The organism is Gordonia sp. J1A, from assembly GCF_055393515.1.
The window spans coordinates 1,512,594-1,529,253 of the sequence record NZ_AP041607.1 but is presented as its reverse complement, the minus strand read 5'-3'; the positions used below and the strand labels follow the sequence as shown (position 1 = coordinate 1,529,253).

The 16,660-nt window shown below is 66.7% G+C and carries 14 protein-coding genes; 13 read left to right on the top strand and 1 reads right to left on the bottom strand.

Translation table 11 applies throughout. The features are described from left to right. Window positions 1-18 precede the first annotated feature (18 nt). A complete protein-coding gene (locus ACZ5QD_RS07120) occupies window positions 19-1,005 on the bottom strand; it encodes a hypothetical protein (protein ID WP_052692380.1) in 987 nt (328 codons plus the stop codon). Window positions 1,006-1,088: 83 nt separating this feature from the next. Here ACZ5QD_RS07120 and lspA point away from each other — a divergent pair, with 83 nt between their 5' ends. The 13 genes from lspA (at window position 1,089) to ACZ5QD_RS07055 (ending at window position 16,651) form a co-directional block, all read left to right on the top strand. Then, on the top strand, window positions 1,089-1,691 hold the full coding sequence (gene lspA / locus ACZ5QD_RS07115; protein WP_006895346.1) for a signal peptidase II: 603 nt from the start codon (window positions 1,089-1,091) through the stop codon (window positions 1,689-1,691). Then, window positions 1,684-2,610 carry an RluA family pseudouridine synthase gene (locus ACZ5QD_RS07110; protein ID WP_006895347.1) on the top strand — a complete coding sequence of 309 codons (927 nt, stop codon included), beginning with the start codon at window positions 1,684-1,686 and terminating at the stop codon, window positions 2,608-2,610. The genes lspA and ACZ5QD_RS07110 overlap by 8 nt, the downstream gene beginning before the upstream one ends. A gap of 137 nt (window positions 2,611-2,747) precedes the next feature. Beyond that, window positions 2,748-6,284: a DNA polymerase III subunit alpha gene (gene dnaE, locus ACZ5QD_RS07105; RefSeq protein ID WP_006895348.1), complete on the top strand. Its 3,537-nt coding sequence runs from the start codon at window positions 2,748-2,750 to the stop codon at window positions 6,282-6,284. 69 nt (window positions 6,285-6,353) lie between these two features. Beyond that, window positions 6,354-6,635 (top strand): hypothetical protein, encoded by a 282-nt coding sequence (locus tag ACZ5QD_RS07100; RefSeq protein WP_039866952.1) that lies wholly within the window; start codon window positions 6,354-6,356, stop codon window positions 6,633-6,635. Further along, window positions 6,592-7,974: a threonine ammonia-lyase IlvA gene (ilvA, locus tag ACZ5QD_RS07095; protein WP_278123990.1), complete on the top strand. Its 1,383-nt coding sequence runs from the start codon at window positions 6,592-6,594 to the stop codon at window positions 7,972-7,974. Before ACZ5QD_RS07100 ends, ilvA begins: the two co-directional genes overlap by 44 nt. Before the next feature lie 290 nt (window positions 7,975-8,264). Continuing rightward, entirely contained in the window at window positions 8,265-9,110 is an 846-nt protein-coding gene (locus ACZ5QD_RS07090; RefSeq protein WP_006895350.1) for an MlaE family ABC transporter permease, read from the top strand. Between the two features lies 1 nt (window position 9,111). Further along, window positions 9,112-9,978: an ABC transporter permease gene (locus tag ACZ5QD_RS07085; RefSeq protein WP_006895351.1), complete on the top strand. Its 867-nt coding sequence runs from the start codon at window positions 9,112-9,114 to the stop codon at window positions 9,976-9,978. A 3-nt stretch (window positions 9,979-9,981) separates the two neighbouring features. Beyond that, window positions 9,982-11,277, top strand: a complete 1,296-nt coding sequence (locus ACZ5QD_RS07080) for an MlaD family protein (protein ID WP_006895352.1) — start codon at window positions 9,982-9,984, stop codon at window positions 11,275-11,277. After that, the gene (locus tag ACZ5QD_RS07075) at window positions 11,274-12,308 is read left to right on the top strand and encodes an MlaD family protein (protein ID WP_045537429.1); all 1,035 of its coding nucleotides are present in this window, start codon (window positions 11,274-11,276) and stop codon (window positions 12,306-12,308) included. The genes ACZ5QD_RS07080 and ACZ5QD_RS07075 overlap by 4 nt, the downstream gene beginning before the upstream one ends. Next, window positions 12,305-13,297, top strand: coding sequence for an MCE family protein (locus ACZ5QD_RS07070; RefSeq protein ID WP_045537448.1), 993 nt, complete (start codon window positions 12,305-12,307; stop codon window positions 13,295-13,297). The genes ACZ5QD_RS07075 and ACZ5QD_RS07070 overlap by 4 nt, the downstream gene beginning before the upstream one ends. Next, window positions 13,291-14,397 carry an MCE family protein gene (locus tag ACZ5QD_RS07065; RefSeq protein ID WP_045537431.1) on the top strand — a complete coding sequence of 369 codons (1,107 nt, stop codon included), beginning with the start codon at window positions 13,291-13,293 and terminating at the stop codon, window positions 14,395-14,397. The genes ACZ5QD_RS07070 and ACZ5QD_RS07065 overlap by 7 nt, the downstream gene beginning before the upstream one ends. Beyond that, window positions 14,394-15,494 (top strand): MlaD family protein, encoded by a 1,101-nt coding sequence (locus ACZ5QD_RS07060; protein WP_045537433.1) that lies wholly within the window; start codon window positions 14,394-14,396, stop codon window positions 15,492-15,494. The genes ACZ5QD_RS07065 and ACZ5QD_RS07060 overlap by 4 nt, the downstream gene beginning before the upstream one ends. Further along, window positions 15,482-16,651, top strand: coding sequence for an MlaD family protein (locus ACZ5QD_RS07055; RefSeq protein WP_045537435.1), 1,170 nt, complete (start codon window positions 15,482-15,484; stop codon window positions 16,649-16,651). Before ACZ5QD_RS07060 ends, ACZ5QD_RS07055 begins: the two co-directional genes overlap by 13 nt. Window positions 16,652-16,660: the final 9 nt, after the last annotated feature.

Here is a 16,660-nt window from a genome sequence, read left to right as displayed (position 1 = left end):
CCCTCGCCAGGCGCGGAGTCATTCCGACTTCCGCCAGGTGAGGGTGAATTCGTTCTGCTGCAGGATGGGCCGGTTGGGGTCGTCGCCGGTCAGTTCGCGGCCGCCCTTCATCGTGAGGTCGCCCGAGACCGGCAGCAGCGAGCGGAGATCGACCGTCAACGAGCCCGAGCCGCTCATCGAGAACTTCGCGATGTGCAGCTTCGCGTCGGACCCCGGGATAGAGAAGACCGAGTCGACCGGTGTCTCGTCGACCCGCACGTCGAGTTTGAGGATGTCGCCTTCGCGAGCGGTCAGTGTCACGGTCATGGTCTGGGTGACCGTCGCGGCCGCGGACACCGTCCGCACCGACTGCCATCGGGCACCCGGGGCCACCGGGGTGGTCGGCACCGGCACCGCGTAGTCGAGCGCCCCGACGAGCGACTGCTCCAGCGCGCTGCGTGCGGGTGACTCGGACGATTCGTCGGGCTTGAGGCGCAGCCGGGTGGGCACCAGGCCCGGGGCGTACGAGATGCCGCCCGTGGATCCGTCGAGCGCGCCGAGCAGGCCGTCGAGAGCGGTGTCCTTGCTGGTGGGCGTTCCGATGGAGAACTCGAGACTGCTCGGATCGTCGCACACGGCGCGCGCGGTGATCGGAGTGACGAGTTGCTGCTCGGTCTTCTGCACCTGATTGGTGTTCTCCGTGCGCGAGGTCGGTGCCACGCTCGCCTCGAGCGACGAGGTCTCCAGCGTGACCCGCTGGACGGCATCGGTCCTCGGCGAGACGGTGAGCGGCTGCGCCGGACCCTCGCCGGGGGAGAGGACGGTCACCTCGGCGTCGGGCACGGTGATCGACCGCGCGCCGTCGGACTTGCTGGCCGGCGTCGTGGCACACGGACCGTCGCCGGAGGCGTCGTTCGAAGACGAACACGCCGCGGCGCCGGACGCCAGAACGACCGCCGCGGCGGCCATGCCGACGGCGCGGCGGGCAGTGGTGGAACGCGGGGAAACCGGAGACGAGACAGTCACCCGAGCCAGAGTAGTGCGGGCCGCGGGCCGTCCCGACGAGGCGGGGTGCGACGCCGACGCGGCCGATGTGGAGAATTGAGGTCATGAACCAACCTGCGGCGCAGCGCGCCGGAGACCCGGCGCGCCGCCGCGGAGTCGGGCTGATCCCCGTTCTCATCGCGGTGGCGGTCGCCGCCTACCTGATCGACGTCCTCAGCAAGGTGCTGGTGGTTGCGAAGATGGAACCCGGTGAGACGGTGTCGGTGATCGGCGACTTCCTCACCTTTCACCTGGTCCGCAACAGCGGCGCGGCGTTCTCCATGGCCACCGGCTACACGTGGGTGCTGACCTTCGTCGCGCTGGCCGTCGTCGTGGTGATCGCGCGCTACGCCAAGCGGCTCGGTTCGCTGGGCTGGGTGATCGGCCTGGGCCTGGTGCTGGGCGGGGCGCTGGGCAATCTGACCGACCGGATGTTCCGCGATCCGGCGCCGCTGCGCGGCCATGTGGTCGACTTCATTCAGGTGGGGAGTTGGTGGCCCACCTTCAACATGGCCGATTCGGCGGTCGTCTGCGGTGCGGTTCTGTTGGTCGTGCTGACCCTGCTCGGTTACGACTACGACGGATCCCGCACCGGATGGGCGGCTCGGCACGGCAGTGAGAAGCACCCGGCGGAGTCGGGCGAGGACGAGGAGGACCACGATGCGTGACTCGCGGGCGATGCCGGTCCCCGACGGTCTCCACGGGATGCGCGTGGACGCGGGCGTGGCGCGCGTGCTCGGTCTCTCGCGCACGGTGGTCGCGACGCTCGCCGACGCCGGTGACATCACCGTCGACGGCGTCCCGGTGGGCAAGTCCCACAAGCTGGCGGCCGGATCGTGGCTCGACGTGCTTCTTCCCGAGCCGGAGCAGCCGCTCACGGTGGAGCCGACACCGGTCGAAGACCTCGAGGTGCTCTACCACGACTCCGACATCATCGTCGTCGACAAGCCCGCCGGCGTCGCGGCGCATCCGTCGCTCGGCTGGTCGGGGCCGACCGTCATCGGAGCGCTGGCGGCGGCCGGCTTCCGCATCTCCACCTCGGGTGCGCACGAGCGCCAGGGCATCGTGCACCGCCTCGACGCGGGCACCTCGGGGGTGATGGTGGTGGCCGCGTCCGAACGCGCGTACACGCTGATGAAGCGGGCGTTCAAGGAACGCACCGTCGAGAAGCGGTACCACGCGCTGGTGCAGGGGCACCTCGATCCGCCGTCCGGGACGATCGACGCGCCGATCGGTCGACATCCCGGGTCCGATTGGCGTTTCGCCGTCACCGCGGGCGGTCGTGAATCCGTGACGCATTACGACACCCTGGAGATGTTCGCGGCGGCGTCGTTGCTCGACGTTCATCTGGAGACCGGACGCACGCACCAGATCCGTGTGCACTTCTCGGCGATGCACCATCCGTGCTGCGGCGACCCGACCTACGGCGCCGATCCCCGGCTCGCGGGCCGGCTGGGGCTCGAACGGCAGTGGCTGCACGCCCGGATGCTGGCCTTCGCGCACCCCGCCGACGGTCGTCGCGTGGAGTTCACCTCGGAGTACCCGGCCGATCTGCAGCACGCCCTGGACGTTCTCCGGGAGCCGTGAGACGAGGAGGTGATCGGCCCTCGCGCGGGCCGCTCGTCTCATCCGTCACAGGTCCGCGTGCCACGGCGGAAGTGTCCGAGGTCTTCTCTACAGTGGAGTGGTCTCAAGTTGGTTCGATCGCCTCAAGGAGTCGCCGCGTGTCCGGGTCGTTCGTTCATCTTCACAATCACACCGAGTACTCGATGCTCGACGGTGCCGCGAAGATGTCCCCGTTGTTCGCCGAGGCCGAGCGCCTGGGCATGACGGCGATCGGGATGACCGACCACGGCAACATGTTCGGTGCGAGCGAGTTCTACAACACCGCGCGCAAGCACGGCATCAAGCCGATCATCGGCATCGAGGCGTACATCGCACCGGAGTCCCGTTTCAACACTAAGCGGATCCAGTGGGGCACGCGCGACCAGAAGTCCGACGACGTCTCCGGTTCGGGTGCGTACACGCATATGACGATGGTCGCCGAGAACGCCACCGGGCTGCGGAACCTCTTCAAACTGTCGTCGCTGGCGTCGATCGAGGGACAGCTCGGCAAGTGGGCGCGTATGGACGCCGAGATCATCGCCGAGCACGCCGAAGGGATCATCGCGACCACCGGCTGCCCGTCCGGTGAGGTGCAGACGCGGCTGCGGCTGGGCCACGAGGCCGAGGCGCTCGAGGCGGCGGGCAAGTGGCAGGAGATCTTCGGCAAGGAGAACTTCTACCTCGAGCTGATGGAGCACGGCCTCGAGATCGAGCAGCGCGTGCGGTCGGGGCTCCTCGACATCGGCCGCAAGCTCGGCATCAAGCCGCTGGTCACCAACGACTGTCACTACGTCACCCGCGATCACGCCAAGGCGCACGAGGCGCTGCTGTGCCTCCAGACGGGCAAGACGCTGTCGGACCCGACACGGTTCAAGTTCGACGGCGACGGCTACTACCTCAAGTCGGCGGAGGAGATGCGAGCGCTGTGGGACGACGTCGTCCCCGGCGGCTGCGATTCGACGCTCGAGATCGGCGAACGCGTGCAGTCGTACGAGGAGGTCTACGCGCACCACGACCGGATGCCGATCTTCCCGGTGCCGGACGGCTACACGCAGGAGACGTGGCTGGCGCGCGAAGTGATGGCCGGTCTGGACCGCCGGTTCGACGGCAATCCGCCCGCGGACTACATCTCGCGCGCCGAGTACGAACTGTCGGTCATCAACCAGATGGGTTTCCCGGCCTACTTCCTCGTCGTCGGCGACCTCATCCGGCACGCCCTGGAGGTCGGGATCCGCGTCGGGCCGGGACGAGGCAGCGCCGCGGGATCGCTGGTGGCCTACGCCCTCGGCATCACGAATATCGATCCCATTCCGCACGGTCTGCTGTTCGAGCGGTTCCTCAACCCCGAGCGTGTGTCGATGCCCGACATCGACATCGACTTCGACGACCGTCGCCGCGGTGAGATGATCACCTACGCCTCCCAGAAGTGGGGCCACGACAAAGTGGCTCAGGTCATCACCTTCGGCACGATCAAGACCAAGGCCGCGATCAAGGACTCGGCCCGCGTCCAATTCGGTCAGCCGGGCTTCGCGATCGCAGACCGGATCACCAAGGCGCTCCCGCCGCCGATCATGGCCAAGGACATCCCGGTCTGGGGCATCACCGATCCCGAGCACGAGCGGTACTCGGAGGCCACCGAGGTCCGCACGCTGATCGAGACCGATCCGGACGTCAAGCGGATCTACGACACCGCCCTCGGCCTGGAGGGGCTGGTCCGCAACGCGGGCGTGCACGCCTGCGCGGTGATCATGTCGAGCGAACCGCTCACCGACGCGATCCCGGTCTGGAAGCGTGCGCAGGACGGCGCCATCATCACCGGTTGGGACTATCCCTCGTGCGAGGCCATCGGTCTGCTCAAGATGGACTTCCTCGGGTTGCGCAACCTGACGGTCATCGGTGACGCGATCGAGAACATCAAGACCAACCGCGGCATCGACCTCGATCTCGACAAGCTGCCGCTCGAGGATCCGAAGACCTACGAGCTGCTGGCGCGGGGCGACACGCTCGGCGTCTTCCAGCTCGACGGCGCGGCCATGCGCGAACTGCTGAAGATGATGCAGCCCACCGGCTTCGAGGACATCGTCGCCGTGTTGGCGCTGTACCGCCCGGGACCGATGGGTGTGAACGCGCACACCGACTACGCCAAGCGGAAGAACGGTCTGCAGGACGTCAAGCCGATCCATCCCGAGTTGGAGGAGCCGCTCAAGGAGATCCTGGCGGAGACCTACGGCCTGATCGTCTACCAGGAGCAGATCATGCAGATCGCTCAGAAGGTGGCGGGCTACTCGCTCGGACAGGCCGACCTGCTCCGCCGCGCGATGGGAAAGAAGAAGAAGGAGATCCTCGACGAGGCCTACGACGGTTTCGCGGAGGGGATGAAGAACAACGGCTTCTCACAGGGTGCGATCACCGCGCTGTGGGACACGGTTCTGCCGTTCGCCGGCTACGCCTTCAACAAATCGCACGCCGCCGGCTACGGGCTGGTCTCGTTCTGGACCGCCTATCTCAAGGCCAACTACCCGGCCGAGTACATGGCGGGGCTGCTGACGTCGGTCGGCGACGACAAGGACAAGGCGGCGATCTACCTCGCGGACTGTCGCAAGATGGGCATCACGGTGCTGCCACCCGACGTCAACGAGTCGCGTGCCGACTTCGCCGCGGTGGGGGAGGACATCCGATTCGGTCTGGCCGCGATCCGCAACGTCGGGTCCGGAGTGGTCTCCTCGATCATCTCGGCGCGCGAGGAGAAGGGCACCTACACCAGCTTCTCGGACTACCTGGGCAAGATCGACGTGCAGGCGTGCAGCAAGAAGGTCACCGAGTCGCTGATCAAAGCCGGCGGTTTCGATTCGCTCGGTCACGACCGCAAGGGCCTGTTCCTCGTTCACTCCGAGGCGATCGACGCCGTGCTGTCGACCAAGAAGGCCGAAGCGGTCGGCCAGTTCGACCTCTTCGGCGGTGTCGGAGACGACGACGGCGGTGCCTCGGACGTGTTCGCGGTCAAGGTGCCGGAGGACGAGTGGGAGACCAAGCACAAGCTCGCTCTCGAACGAGACATGCTGGGCCTGTACGTGTCCGGTCACCCACTGGCAGGACTGGAGCACGCGATCGCGGCGCAGACCGACACCTCGATCACCGCGCTCCTCGAAGGGTCGGTGGCCGACGGCGCGCAGATCACCATCGGCGGCATCATCTCCTCGGTGACCCGACGGGTGAACAAGAAGGGCGAGCCGTGGGCGGCGGTCCAGCTCGAGGACATGGTGGGCGGCGTCGAGGTGTACTTCTTCCCGCGCGCGTACGTCGCGTACGGGATGGACCTGGTGCCCGACAACATCGTCCTGGTCAAGGCCCGTGTCAACAAGCGTGACGATTCGACGATGATCAGCGCCAACGACCTCGCGGTTCCGGACCTGTCAGCGGTCGGCACCACCAAGCCGCTGAATCTCACGCTGTCGGCCCGCGTCTGCACGCCCGACCGGGTCAGCGCGCTCAAACAGATCCTCGTGCGTCATCCGGGGACCTCCGACGTTCATGTGACGCTGGTCAGCGACCGGAAGCAGACGCAGTTGCGGTTGATGGACTCACTGCGCGTGGCGCCGTCGTCGGCCCTGATGGGGGATTTGAAGGCACTCCTGGGCCCGAGCTGTCTGACCTGAGCAGGGCAGGCACGAGACCGAGATTCGGTTCACCGAATCTCAACTCGTCGACTGAGCTACACTGTGGATATGACCACGCTGATCCGACAGGCACCTCAGCCCGCAACTGTGCATCGCGCCGTGCAGGTTCCGGTGTTCGGGGTGCCGTGGCCGCTGTACAAGCTGGCCGCTGTGGTCGCCGGCGTGGTCGTCGCCGCGCTCGTGTTCACCTTCACCGGCTCCGGGACGGCGTCGATGTGGGCCAGTGCAGTCGCGGTGATTACGGTGTGGTGGGGCGGCTATGTGCTGCTTCGTGAACGGTGGGACGATGGAGAGCGTGACTTCATCGCCGAACACCACTCCCGCCGCTGATTCGACCCTCACCCCGGCGAGTATTGAGGCTGCGGCACGTCGTCTGGACGGCGTCGTACGCCGGACACCGCTGGAGGACTGCCCCCGCCTGAGTGACGCCACCGGTGCGCGGGTGCACCTCAAGCGCGAGGATCTGCAGACCGTCCGCTCCTACAAGATCCGCGGCGCCTACAACGTCATGGCGCAGCTGAGCGCAGATGAACTGGCCGCAGGCGTCGTCGCGGCGAGCGCGGGCAATCACGCACAGGGCGTCGCGTTCGCGTGCGCCACCATGCAGGTCAAGGGCCGGATCTACGTACCGACGACCACTCCCAAGCAGAAGTGCGACCGGATTCTGTGGCATGGCCGAGGGTTCGTCGAGCTCATTCCGGTCGGTGAGACCTACGACGCCGCGGCGGCCGCGGCCCAGAGCGACGTGATCCGCACGGGCGCCACGTGGATCCATGCCTTCGACGACCCGCGCACGGCGGCCGGGCAGGGCACGATCGGCAAGGAGATCCTCGAGCAGCTCGGAGCCGATCCCGACGTCGTCGTGTTGCCGGTCGGCGGTGCGGGCTGCATGGCCGGAATCGTCACCTACCTGCGTGCGGCGTGCCCCGACGTCGCGATCGTCGGCGTGGAGCCGCACGGTGCCGTGTCGCTCGCGGCCGCGCTGGTCAACGGTGCACCGTACACGCTGCCGACCGTCGACTCCTTCGTCGACGGTGCGGCGGTGCAGCGCATCGGCGGCCTGGGGCACGGCGTGATGGCGGCCGCCGGGGCCCGGGTGGTGAACCACCCCGTGCTCGCCGACGTCACCTCGCACCCGCGGGTGCCGGTGATCGAAGCCTCGGAGATCGACCTCGCGCCGGGCAGCGTCACCATCACGAATGTGAGCGAGGGGGCGATCTGCTCGACGATGCTCGAGCTGTACCAGAACGAGGGGATCATCGCCGAGCCCGCGGGCGCGCTCGCGGCGACCGCGGTGCGCGAACTCGATCTTCCCGCCGGTGCCACCGTGGTCGCACTCGTCTCGGGCGGCAACAACGACGTCTCCCGCTACGGCGAGATCATCGAGCGGTCGTTGGTGCACCGCGGTCTCAAGCACTACTTCCTGGTGAACTTCCCGCAGGAGCCGGGCGCGCTGCGCCGCTTCCTCGACGACGTCCTCGGTCCCGACGACGACATCACTCTGTTCGAGTACGTCAAGCGGAACAACCGCGAGACCGGGGCGGCGTTGGTCGGCGTGGAACTCGGCGACCCGTCGGATCTGTCCGGGTTGCAGGACCGGATGAAGCGCTCCCGGCTGGACGTCGAACAGCTCGAGCCGGACACTCCGGCGTACCGCTACCTGACGTAGGCGGACCCAGCGCGACGGCGGTCGCTCCCGGCAACGGCGGGAGCGGCCGCCGTCGTCGTCTCGACCACCCGAGCACCCGGTTACCGGCGTCGTGGGAGGGTCACCTGCCTATTTCCTACATAGGTGAAGTTATGTGTGGCGCCTGGCACACTTTCCCGAAATCGCTGTGTATATTACGACCGAACACCCCCTCGGGGGTCGGGCCGGCGGGGGGGACGCGGCGACTGTCGACTCCCCACCGCACCCGCAGAGGCGAAGAGGGCGAAGGCAGGGGATTGAGCACAGACACGGTGGACGCGCACCCACGTGCTGCTGCGCGTCGTTGGTCCGACAGCGGCGCCCGCAAATGGTTCGACGAGCACATCAAGAAGTCCTTCGAGACCTTCGGCCGTCAGCTCGCGATGTTCGTCGAAGTGTTCAAGGTCCTCATCGAAGACATCGTCAAGAAGCGCTTCCCTTTCGGCGAGTTCATCCGGCAGTGCGCGTTCATGGCCTCCACGTCGGTCTTCCCGACGCTGCTCGTGGCGATCCCGATCGGCGTCATCGTCTCGATCCAGGTCTCGAACATCGCCGGCCAGATCGGCGCCACGTCGTTCTCCGGCGCCGCGACCGGCCTCGGCGTCATCCGGCAGGGCGCGCCGCTGGTGACTTCGCTGCTGCTGGCGGGTGCGGTCGGCTCGGCCATCGCTGCCGACCTCGGCTCGCGCACGATCCGCGAGGAGATCGACGCCATGCGGGTGATGGGAGTCAACCCGATCCAGCGTCTGATCTCGCCCCGGCTGCTCGCCACGATGGTGGTCTCGTTCCTGCTCTGCGGCTTCGTCTGCTTCGTCGGCTTCATCACCGGCTACCTGTTCAACGTCTACTTCCAGGGCGGGACGCCCGGCAGCTACACGGGGACGTTCGCTTCCTTCGCCGGCGTGCCCGATCTGTTGTTCGCCCTGGTGAAAGCCGTGATCTTCGGCGCCATCGTGGCGATCGTCGCCTGCGACCGCGGCCTCACCACCAGCGGCGGCCCGGCCGGTGTCGCGAACTCGGTGAATGCGGCGGTCGTCAACTCGGTGATCCTGCTGTTCACCGTCAACGTGGTGCTCACCCAGGTGTTCGCACTCGTCGTGCCGGCGAAGGTGGTGTGAGATGGCCGCGTCACGCTACGTACCGCCGCTGCTCAAACCGCTCGGCTGGCTGCGGAAGCTGTGGGAGGCGCCGCGCGACGGCATCGTCGCGATGGGGCACCTGATCACCTTCCTCGTGAAGTCGATCGGACTGGCGCCCATCACCTTCACGCACTACCGGAAAGAGGTCTGGCGACTGCTCTCCGACGTGGCGTGGGGCAACGGCGCGATCGTCGTCGGCGGCGGAACCGTCGGCGTCATGGTGATCCTCGGCGTGATGGGCGGCGCGACCGTCGGCATCGAGGGCTACACGGCGCTCAACCTGCTCGGCATGTCGCCGATCACCGGCGGACTCTCGGCGTTCGCGACCACCCGTGAGATCGCTCCGCTGCTGGCCGCGACGGCGTTCACCGCACAGTCGGGCTGCCGGTTCACGGCGCAGCTCGGGTCGATGCGGATCAGCGAGGAGATCGACGCGCTCGAATCGATCGCGATCCGGCCGCTGCCTTATCTGGTGACGACCCGGATGGCCGCGGCGGTCCTGTCGATCATCCCGCTGTACGCGATCTCGCTGGCCGCCAACTACATCGCCTGCCAGTTCATGTTCCAGATCCAGTCGGGACAGGGATCGGGCACCTACCTGCACTACTTCGACGAATTCATCCTGTCGCGCGATGTGGTCTTCTCGTTCCTCAAAGTCATAGTCTTCGTCCTGCTCACGACCTTCATCCAGTGCTACTACGGATACTTCGCGTCGGGCGGTCCGGAAGGCGTGGGCGTCGCGGCCGGGCATGCGATCCGGCTGTCGATCATCACGATCGTCTTCGCGAACCTGATCCTCACGCTGGTGTTCTGGGGCACCTCGGCCGGCATCAAGATATCGGGGTGACGGATGCGAATCGATACTGGTGGGCGCGATCCGTCGCTCAAGACGTACTTCCTGCGGGGGCTGGCGTTCCTCGCCGTGGCGGTGGTCGTGTTCGCACTGCTGCTGGCCCGGTACGAGGGCAAGTTCGACGACCGCACCGAGGTCACCGCGGAGCTGACCGACGTCGGCGACGGACTGGTTCCCGGCGCCGACGTCCGCTACAACGGCTTCATCGTGGGGTCGGTCGATTCGATCACCCTGGTCGGCAGCGGTGACAACCCGACGAAGGACGTCGCGTTGATCCTGAACCCGGACCAGGCGTCCGGCATCCCGGCGAACACCACCGCGCGCACCGTTCCGTCGAACCTCTTCGGCGTGAACTCTGTGGAGCTGATCGCGCCGGCGAATCCCGCCTCGGAGTCGATCAGCGGCGGCGACGTGGTGAAGGCCGACACCTCCGAGCCGACCATCCGGCTGCAGGACGCGCAGAACGAGCTCCGCTCGCTGCTGCGGAGTGTCCCGCCCGAAGATCTCGGCATGGTGCTCGGCACCATCGCCGACGCGCTGCAGGGCGGCGGCGCCACCTTCTCCACCTTCGTCGGTGTCCTCGACACCTACTGGAAGACCATCAACGCGCAGTTCCCGCCGGGCGCACCGTCCGGTTTCGAGAACTTCGACCGGGCGATCCGCGGTCTGGCGCAGTCGACCCCGCAACTGCTCGACGCGCTCGGCAAGTCGGTGGTTCCGGCGATGACGATCGCGCAGAACGCCGACCAGCTGACCGCACTGCTGTCGGCCGGCCAGGGGATGCTCGACCAAGTGCACACCCTCTTCGCCAAGAACGGCGACGGCGGCAAGCGGATCGTGCGTGATCTGAACACGATGCTCGGAGCGATCACACTGGAACCGAACTCACTGCCCGAGGCGCTGCAGCAGCTCTACGTCCTGGCGGGCAGGGTGCTCGGAGTCTTCACCGGCGTGAACGGCCACGTTCAGCTGAACCTCGGCGTCAGCTTCAGTGCGTTCGCGCAGTACACGCGCCAGAACTGCCCGGTGTACGACGGCGGCCCCTACGGGACGGCCCGTGGTCCGGGATGCGTCGGCCCCGGGACCGGCACGGGCCCGACCATGTCGGGACCGTTGACGGTGTACCCGCCGGGAATGAAGCGGGCCGCCGCCCAGAAGCCGGTCAGTGCTGTGACGACCGGAAAGGACGAGAAGACGCTCAAGGGCGCGCTCGGACGGAAGCCGACCTCGGCCGACAGCCTCATGCTCGGCCCGCTGGTCTCGGCCGTGACACCGCAGGAGGGAGGCCGGTGAGCGCCGCTAAATCGACCATCCGCAAGCCGCTGATCGGATTCACCCTGTTCGCGATCGTCGCGCTGGCGATGACGTATCTGATCTGGTCCACGCTCGAGCGCTCGGTGAGCGGGCCGACCAGCGGGTACACGACCACGTTCAACGACGCGTCCGGGCTCGCGGAGGGCGACGACGTCAGAATGGCGGGCGTGCGCGTCGGGCGCGTGGAGAGCATCGACCTCGACGACGGCAGGGCCCTCGTCAGGTTCGAGGTCCAGGACGATCAGAAGGTGTACGCGAACACCCGGGCCGCGATCCGTTACCAGAACCTGATCGGTCAGCGGTACCTGGCGCTGTCGCTGGACGGTCCGACACCCCAGGCTCAGCTGAGCGAGGGCTCGGCGCTGCGTCTGCCGGGCGAGGACTCGTTCGACGTCACCAAACTCCTCGCCGGATTCCAGCCGGTCTTCGACACGCTGACACCCGAACAGGTCAACACGCTGTCGGAGAGCCTGATCCAGGCCTTCCAGGGCGACGAGGTGTCACTCTCTCGCACGATCGCCGAGATCGGGCAGGTGGCGAGCGACATGGCCGACCGCGACCAGGTGCTCGGCGCGATCATCACGAACATGGGGGTGGTGATGCGCGAACTGGCCTCACAGGGCGACCAGGTGCAGACCCTGCTCGACAGCACCGGAAAGCTGATCGAGGGTCTCAACGGCAACTCTCAGCAGTTCGGCAAGGCGATCGATCAGCTCGGCCAGACCACCACCGGTTTCGCCCAGGTGTTCGCGCAGAACCGCGCGACCCTCAAGTCGGCCGGCACCGCCGCCGACGACGCCACCGGCAAACTGATCGCCAACGGCGCCAAGATGGACCGGCTCGCGGTCGAGCTGCCGATCTTCCTCGGACACTTCCCGAATGTGATGATGCAGGGCAACTACTTGAACATCTACGCGTGTGACCTCGACATCTCCATCGGCGACGTCCTGTTCCCGCCCGGCCTGATCAACAAGATCGGTGGCACCAACCACTCGGTGGTGTGCCGATGAAGAAGCGTCTCGCCCGGTCGTTCCACGGCAACCGTCGGCTGTGGTACGGGATCCTCGGTGTCGTCGTCATCGCGATCGTCCTGGTCGACGTGGTCGGGCTGAGTTCGGCCGGACTCGGTAAGCGGACTTACACCGCAGACTTCGAACAGGCGGGCGGAATCCGTCCCGGTGACAAAGTCCGCGTGGCGGGCATCGACGTCGGCGAAGTGTCGAAGACCGAACTGGCCGGAGACCACGTCGAGGTCGCCATGAAGGTCGACAGGGACGTCGAGGTCAAGGACGACGGCTCCGCCGAGATCAAGATGTCGACGCTGTTGGGGCAGCGGTACGTCGACATCGTGCTCGGGCAGAGCGACAAGGCGACGCCGAACGACCGGATCCAGCACACGTACGTGCCCTACGACCTTCAGCAGACCCTGGCCAAGGGCACTCCGGTGCTTGCGGGCATCGAACCGAATGACCTCACCAACAGCATCCGCACGCTGAGCACGCAGCTGGCGGGTGCGCCAGCGATCATGGGACCCACACTCGATGCGCTGACCCGGATGTCGAACGTGCTCAACAATCGGCACGATCAGATCAACCAGCTGCTCAAAGACACCGACGCGGTCACCAAGCAGGTCGTCGACAGTCAGTTCGCGCTGTCGATCATCGTCGGCCAGGGCGCCCAGCTGGCGAACAAGATAGTGGCTCGCGAACAACTCGTGACCCGGATGCTCGACGGCGTGGCCGCCCTCACCGATCAGGCGTCGGCGGTGGCCGCGGAGAACGGCGACCAGTTCGCCCCGGTGATGGCGAACCTCAATACGATCGCGAACGGACTCGAGAAGAACCGCGACAACCTGCGCAAGCTGCTTGACGTCCTGCCGGTCACCGCCCGGTTGACCACGAATCTCACCGGTGACGGGCCCTATGCGAACGGCTACCTGCCGTGGGGCCTGTTCCCCGACAACTGGCTCTGCGCGGCGCGGGTGGTGGACGGATGCTGAGGATGTCCCGGATCAAGAGCGCGATGGCCGCGGTGGCGCTGGTCGCGGTGACGGCGACGACCGTCAGCGGCTGCTCGCTGATGCCCGCCACCTGGACCGCGGCGCTGGGCCAGGCCAAGACCGTCACAGCCTATTTCGACGACGTGTCGGGAATCTTCACCGGCAACGACGTCGCGGTTCTCGGAATGCCGGTCGGTCGCATCACCTCCGTGGAGCCCCAGGGCACTCGGGTGAAGGTCACGATGACCGTCGACAACAGCGTCGACGTGCCCGCCGATGTGACGGCGGCGATCGTCAACACCTCGATCGTGACCACGCGGCACATCGAGCTGTCGCCCACCTACACCAAGGGACCCAAGCTCGGCGACGGCGACGTGATCCGCCACACCGAGGCGCCGGTGGAGATCGGCACGCTGTTCGATTCGATCGACAAGATCGTCAAGGCCATGTCGGGAGACCGGCCCGGCGAGGGGCCGATCGCCGACTTCGTCGACGTGACTTCGGGAATCGCCTCCGGCAACGGCGAGAAGCTGCGGCAGGCGCTCGACGCGCTCTCGAAGGCGGGCAAGCTCGGCGCGGACAACGGTGACGCATTGATGTCGATCATCAAGTCGCTGAGCACGCTCACCACCGCGCTCACCGACAACTATCCGAAGATGCAGCAGTTCTCGTCGTCGATGACGCAGGTCTCGGACATGCTGGGCGACCAGTCGGTCGGTCTCGTCGCGTCGCTGCACGACCTGAACAAGACCCTGCAGAACACCTCCGAGTTCCTCGCCGCCAACTCGGGTGCGATCAGCGGTGCGACCGGGCGGATGGCGTCGCTGGCGGCCAATCTGTCCGACTTCTCCCGCGAGGTGGTGGAGACGATCGATGTGGCGCCCCTGCTGTTCCAGAACCTCTCGAACTCGATCTCGGCCGAACAGGGTGCGTGGCGGACCTCGGTCTTCCTTGACAAGTCGCTGCTCGACAACCAGATGCTCAACAAGTTCTGCAATGCGATCAACCTGAACCAGAAGGGCTGCGACACCGGTCAGCTGAAGGACTTCGGCCCCGACCTGGGCATCTATTCCGGACTGTTGGAGCTGAGCAAGAAATGACCAGGATTCGCAAGGCCGGTCTCGCGGCGGTCTCACTCGTCACCACGGTCAGCCTCACCGCATGCGGCGCCGTCCCCGGCGTCACGGTGGAGCAGATCCCGCTGCCCGCCCCGGGCGGGATCAGCGACTCGATCACCGTCCACACCTCGTTCGAGAACGCACTCAACCTGCCGAACAAGGCCAAGGTCCGTCTCGGCGGCCTGGATGTGGGCGAGGTGGAGTCCATCGTCGCGAAGAACTACCGCGCCGAGGTCACGATGAAGGTGGCGAAGGACACCGAACTGCCGATCGGCACCGGAGCCGAACTGCGTCAGGCGACACCGCTCGGCGACGTCTTCGTCGCGCTGCAGCCGCCGGCGGACACCTCGAAGGGAATGGTGCGCGACGGCGGCACCCTGACCGGCCCCACTTCGGCGGCGGCGACGGTGGAGGACCTGCTCGTGAGCCTGACGGGGCTGGTCGACTCGGGTTCGGTGAGCTCCCTGCAGCGGATCTTCACCGAGCTCAGCACCGCCATCGGCGGCAATGCTCCCGAACTGCACGGCGCCATCGAGGGATTCACGACCGCGATCGACAAGTTCAACAAGAACTCGGCGGCGGTCGACCAATCGATGGCCGTCACAGCGCGGTGGTCGAAGGAACTGGCGAACGGCCGCAACCAGATCGCCGCCGCGATCAACAAGCTCCCCGCGGCGATCAACACGGTCAACGACCAACTCGGCATGATCCTGACGACCCTCGACAAGACGAACAAGGTGACCGCCGCGACCAACGATTTCCTGAACACCGAGCAGGCCGACTTCGGCGAGATGCTCGGCCACCTCAACACCACGCTGGTGGCGCTGGAGAATGCGGCGCCGATCTTCGGGCCGCTCGCCGACCGCATGGCCGAGCTGAACCCGAAGTGGGTCAAGTCGACGTCCGGAAGTGCGGCGGCGGTCTCGGCCAAGGTGTACTGGCTGACGCCGGGCGCCGGATTCGATTCGGCGTCGCGGTTGCCCGAAGGCGCGGACGTCACCAACGGCATGCACAGTCTGGAACAGACACTCGCCCGCATCATCGCTCGTCTCACCGGAACGAAGGGATGCTGCTCATGATGCGATGGCTGCGCAAACGCAAGATCATGATCGGCAACCTGGGGCTGGTCGTGGTGATGCTGGTGGGTCTGGCGTTCCTCGCCTTCAACAGTCTCAGTTGGCGTCCGTGGCAGAGCACGTATCAGGTCATGGTGCATTTCCCGGTCTCCGGCGGCCTGCAGGACACCAGCAAGGTGATGCTGCGCGGCGCCCAGATCGGCGAGGTCCGTTCCATTCAGGTCACACCCAAGAGCGTCGACGTGACTCTCGATCTGCGCGACGACTACAAGATCAACAAGGGAGCGACGTTCTCCGCACTCGGCCTGTCGGCAGCGGGCGAGCAGTACGTGAACATCACCCCGACCACCGACGACGGCCCGTACCTGCAGGACGGGGATGTGATCCAGGTGGGCCAGACGCACGTGACGGCGGCCTTCCCGGGGATGCTGCAGTCGACGCTCGACGTCATCAGCCAGATCGATGCGCCGAAACTCACCGCGACGCTCAAGGAACTCGAGATCGCACTCAACGACCGCGGGCCCAACCAGCTCAAGTCGGTCTTCAACTCCGGAGGCGTGATCTTCGCCGATCTGGCGAAGGTGCTGCCGGAGACCACCACCCTGATCAAGAACTCCGGAACGATCCTCAAGACCACGGCGCAGGTCCAGCCGGATCTCGGACGCCTCGCCGGCGGGCTCGACTCGCTCTTCGACGCGACGGTCGCGGCCGACAAGGAACTGCGGACGCTCCTGGGGAACGGACCGGGACAGTTCACGAGCCTCGCCGGATCGCTGGCGACGATCACCGATCCGCTCAGCGACGTTCTGACCCAGTTCCTCGACGTCGCGCGACAGGGTGCACTGCGCGCGCCGGCGCTGGCGACCCTGTTCCCCGCGATCCGGGACGGGTCCATTCAGGCACAGAAGATGTTCCACGACGGCGCCTGGTGGGCGCTGGCATCGGTGTATCCGCGGCCGTCGTGCAACTACCAGATCGCTCCGGTGCGTCCGACCAAGATCCTCGAACTCACCGTGCCGAAGAATCTGTACTGTGTGACCGAGGATCCGACCATGCAGGTCCGCGGGGCGGCGAACGCACCGCGACCGAAGGGCGACGACACGGCGGGTCCGCCTCCGGACTACGATCCGAACGCCCGCACGGTACCGCTCGACAAGTGATGAAGGATT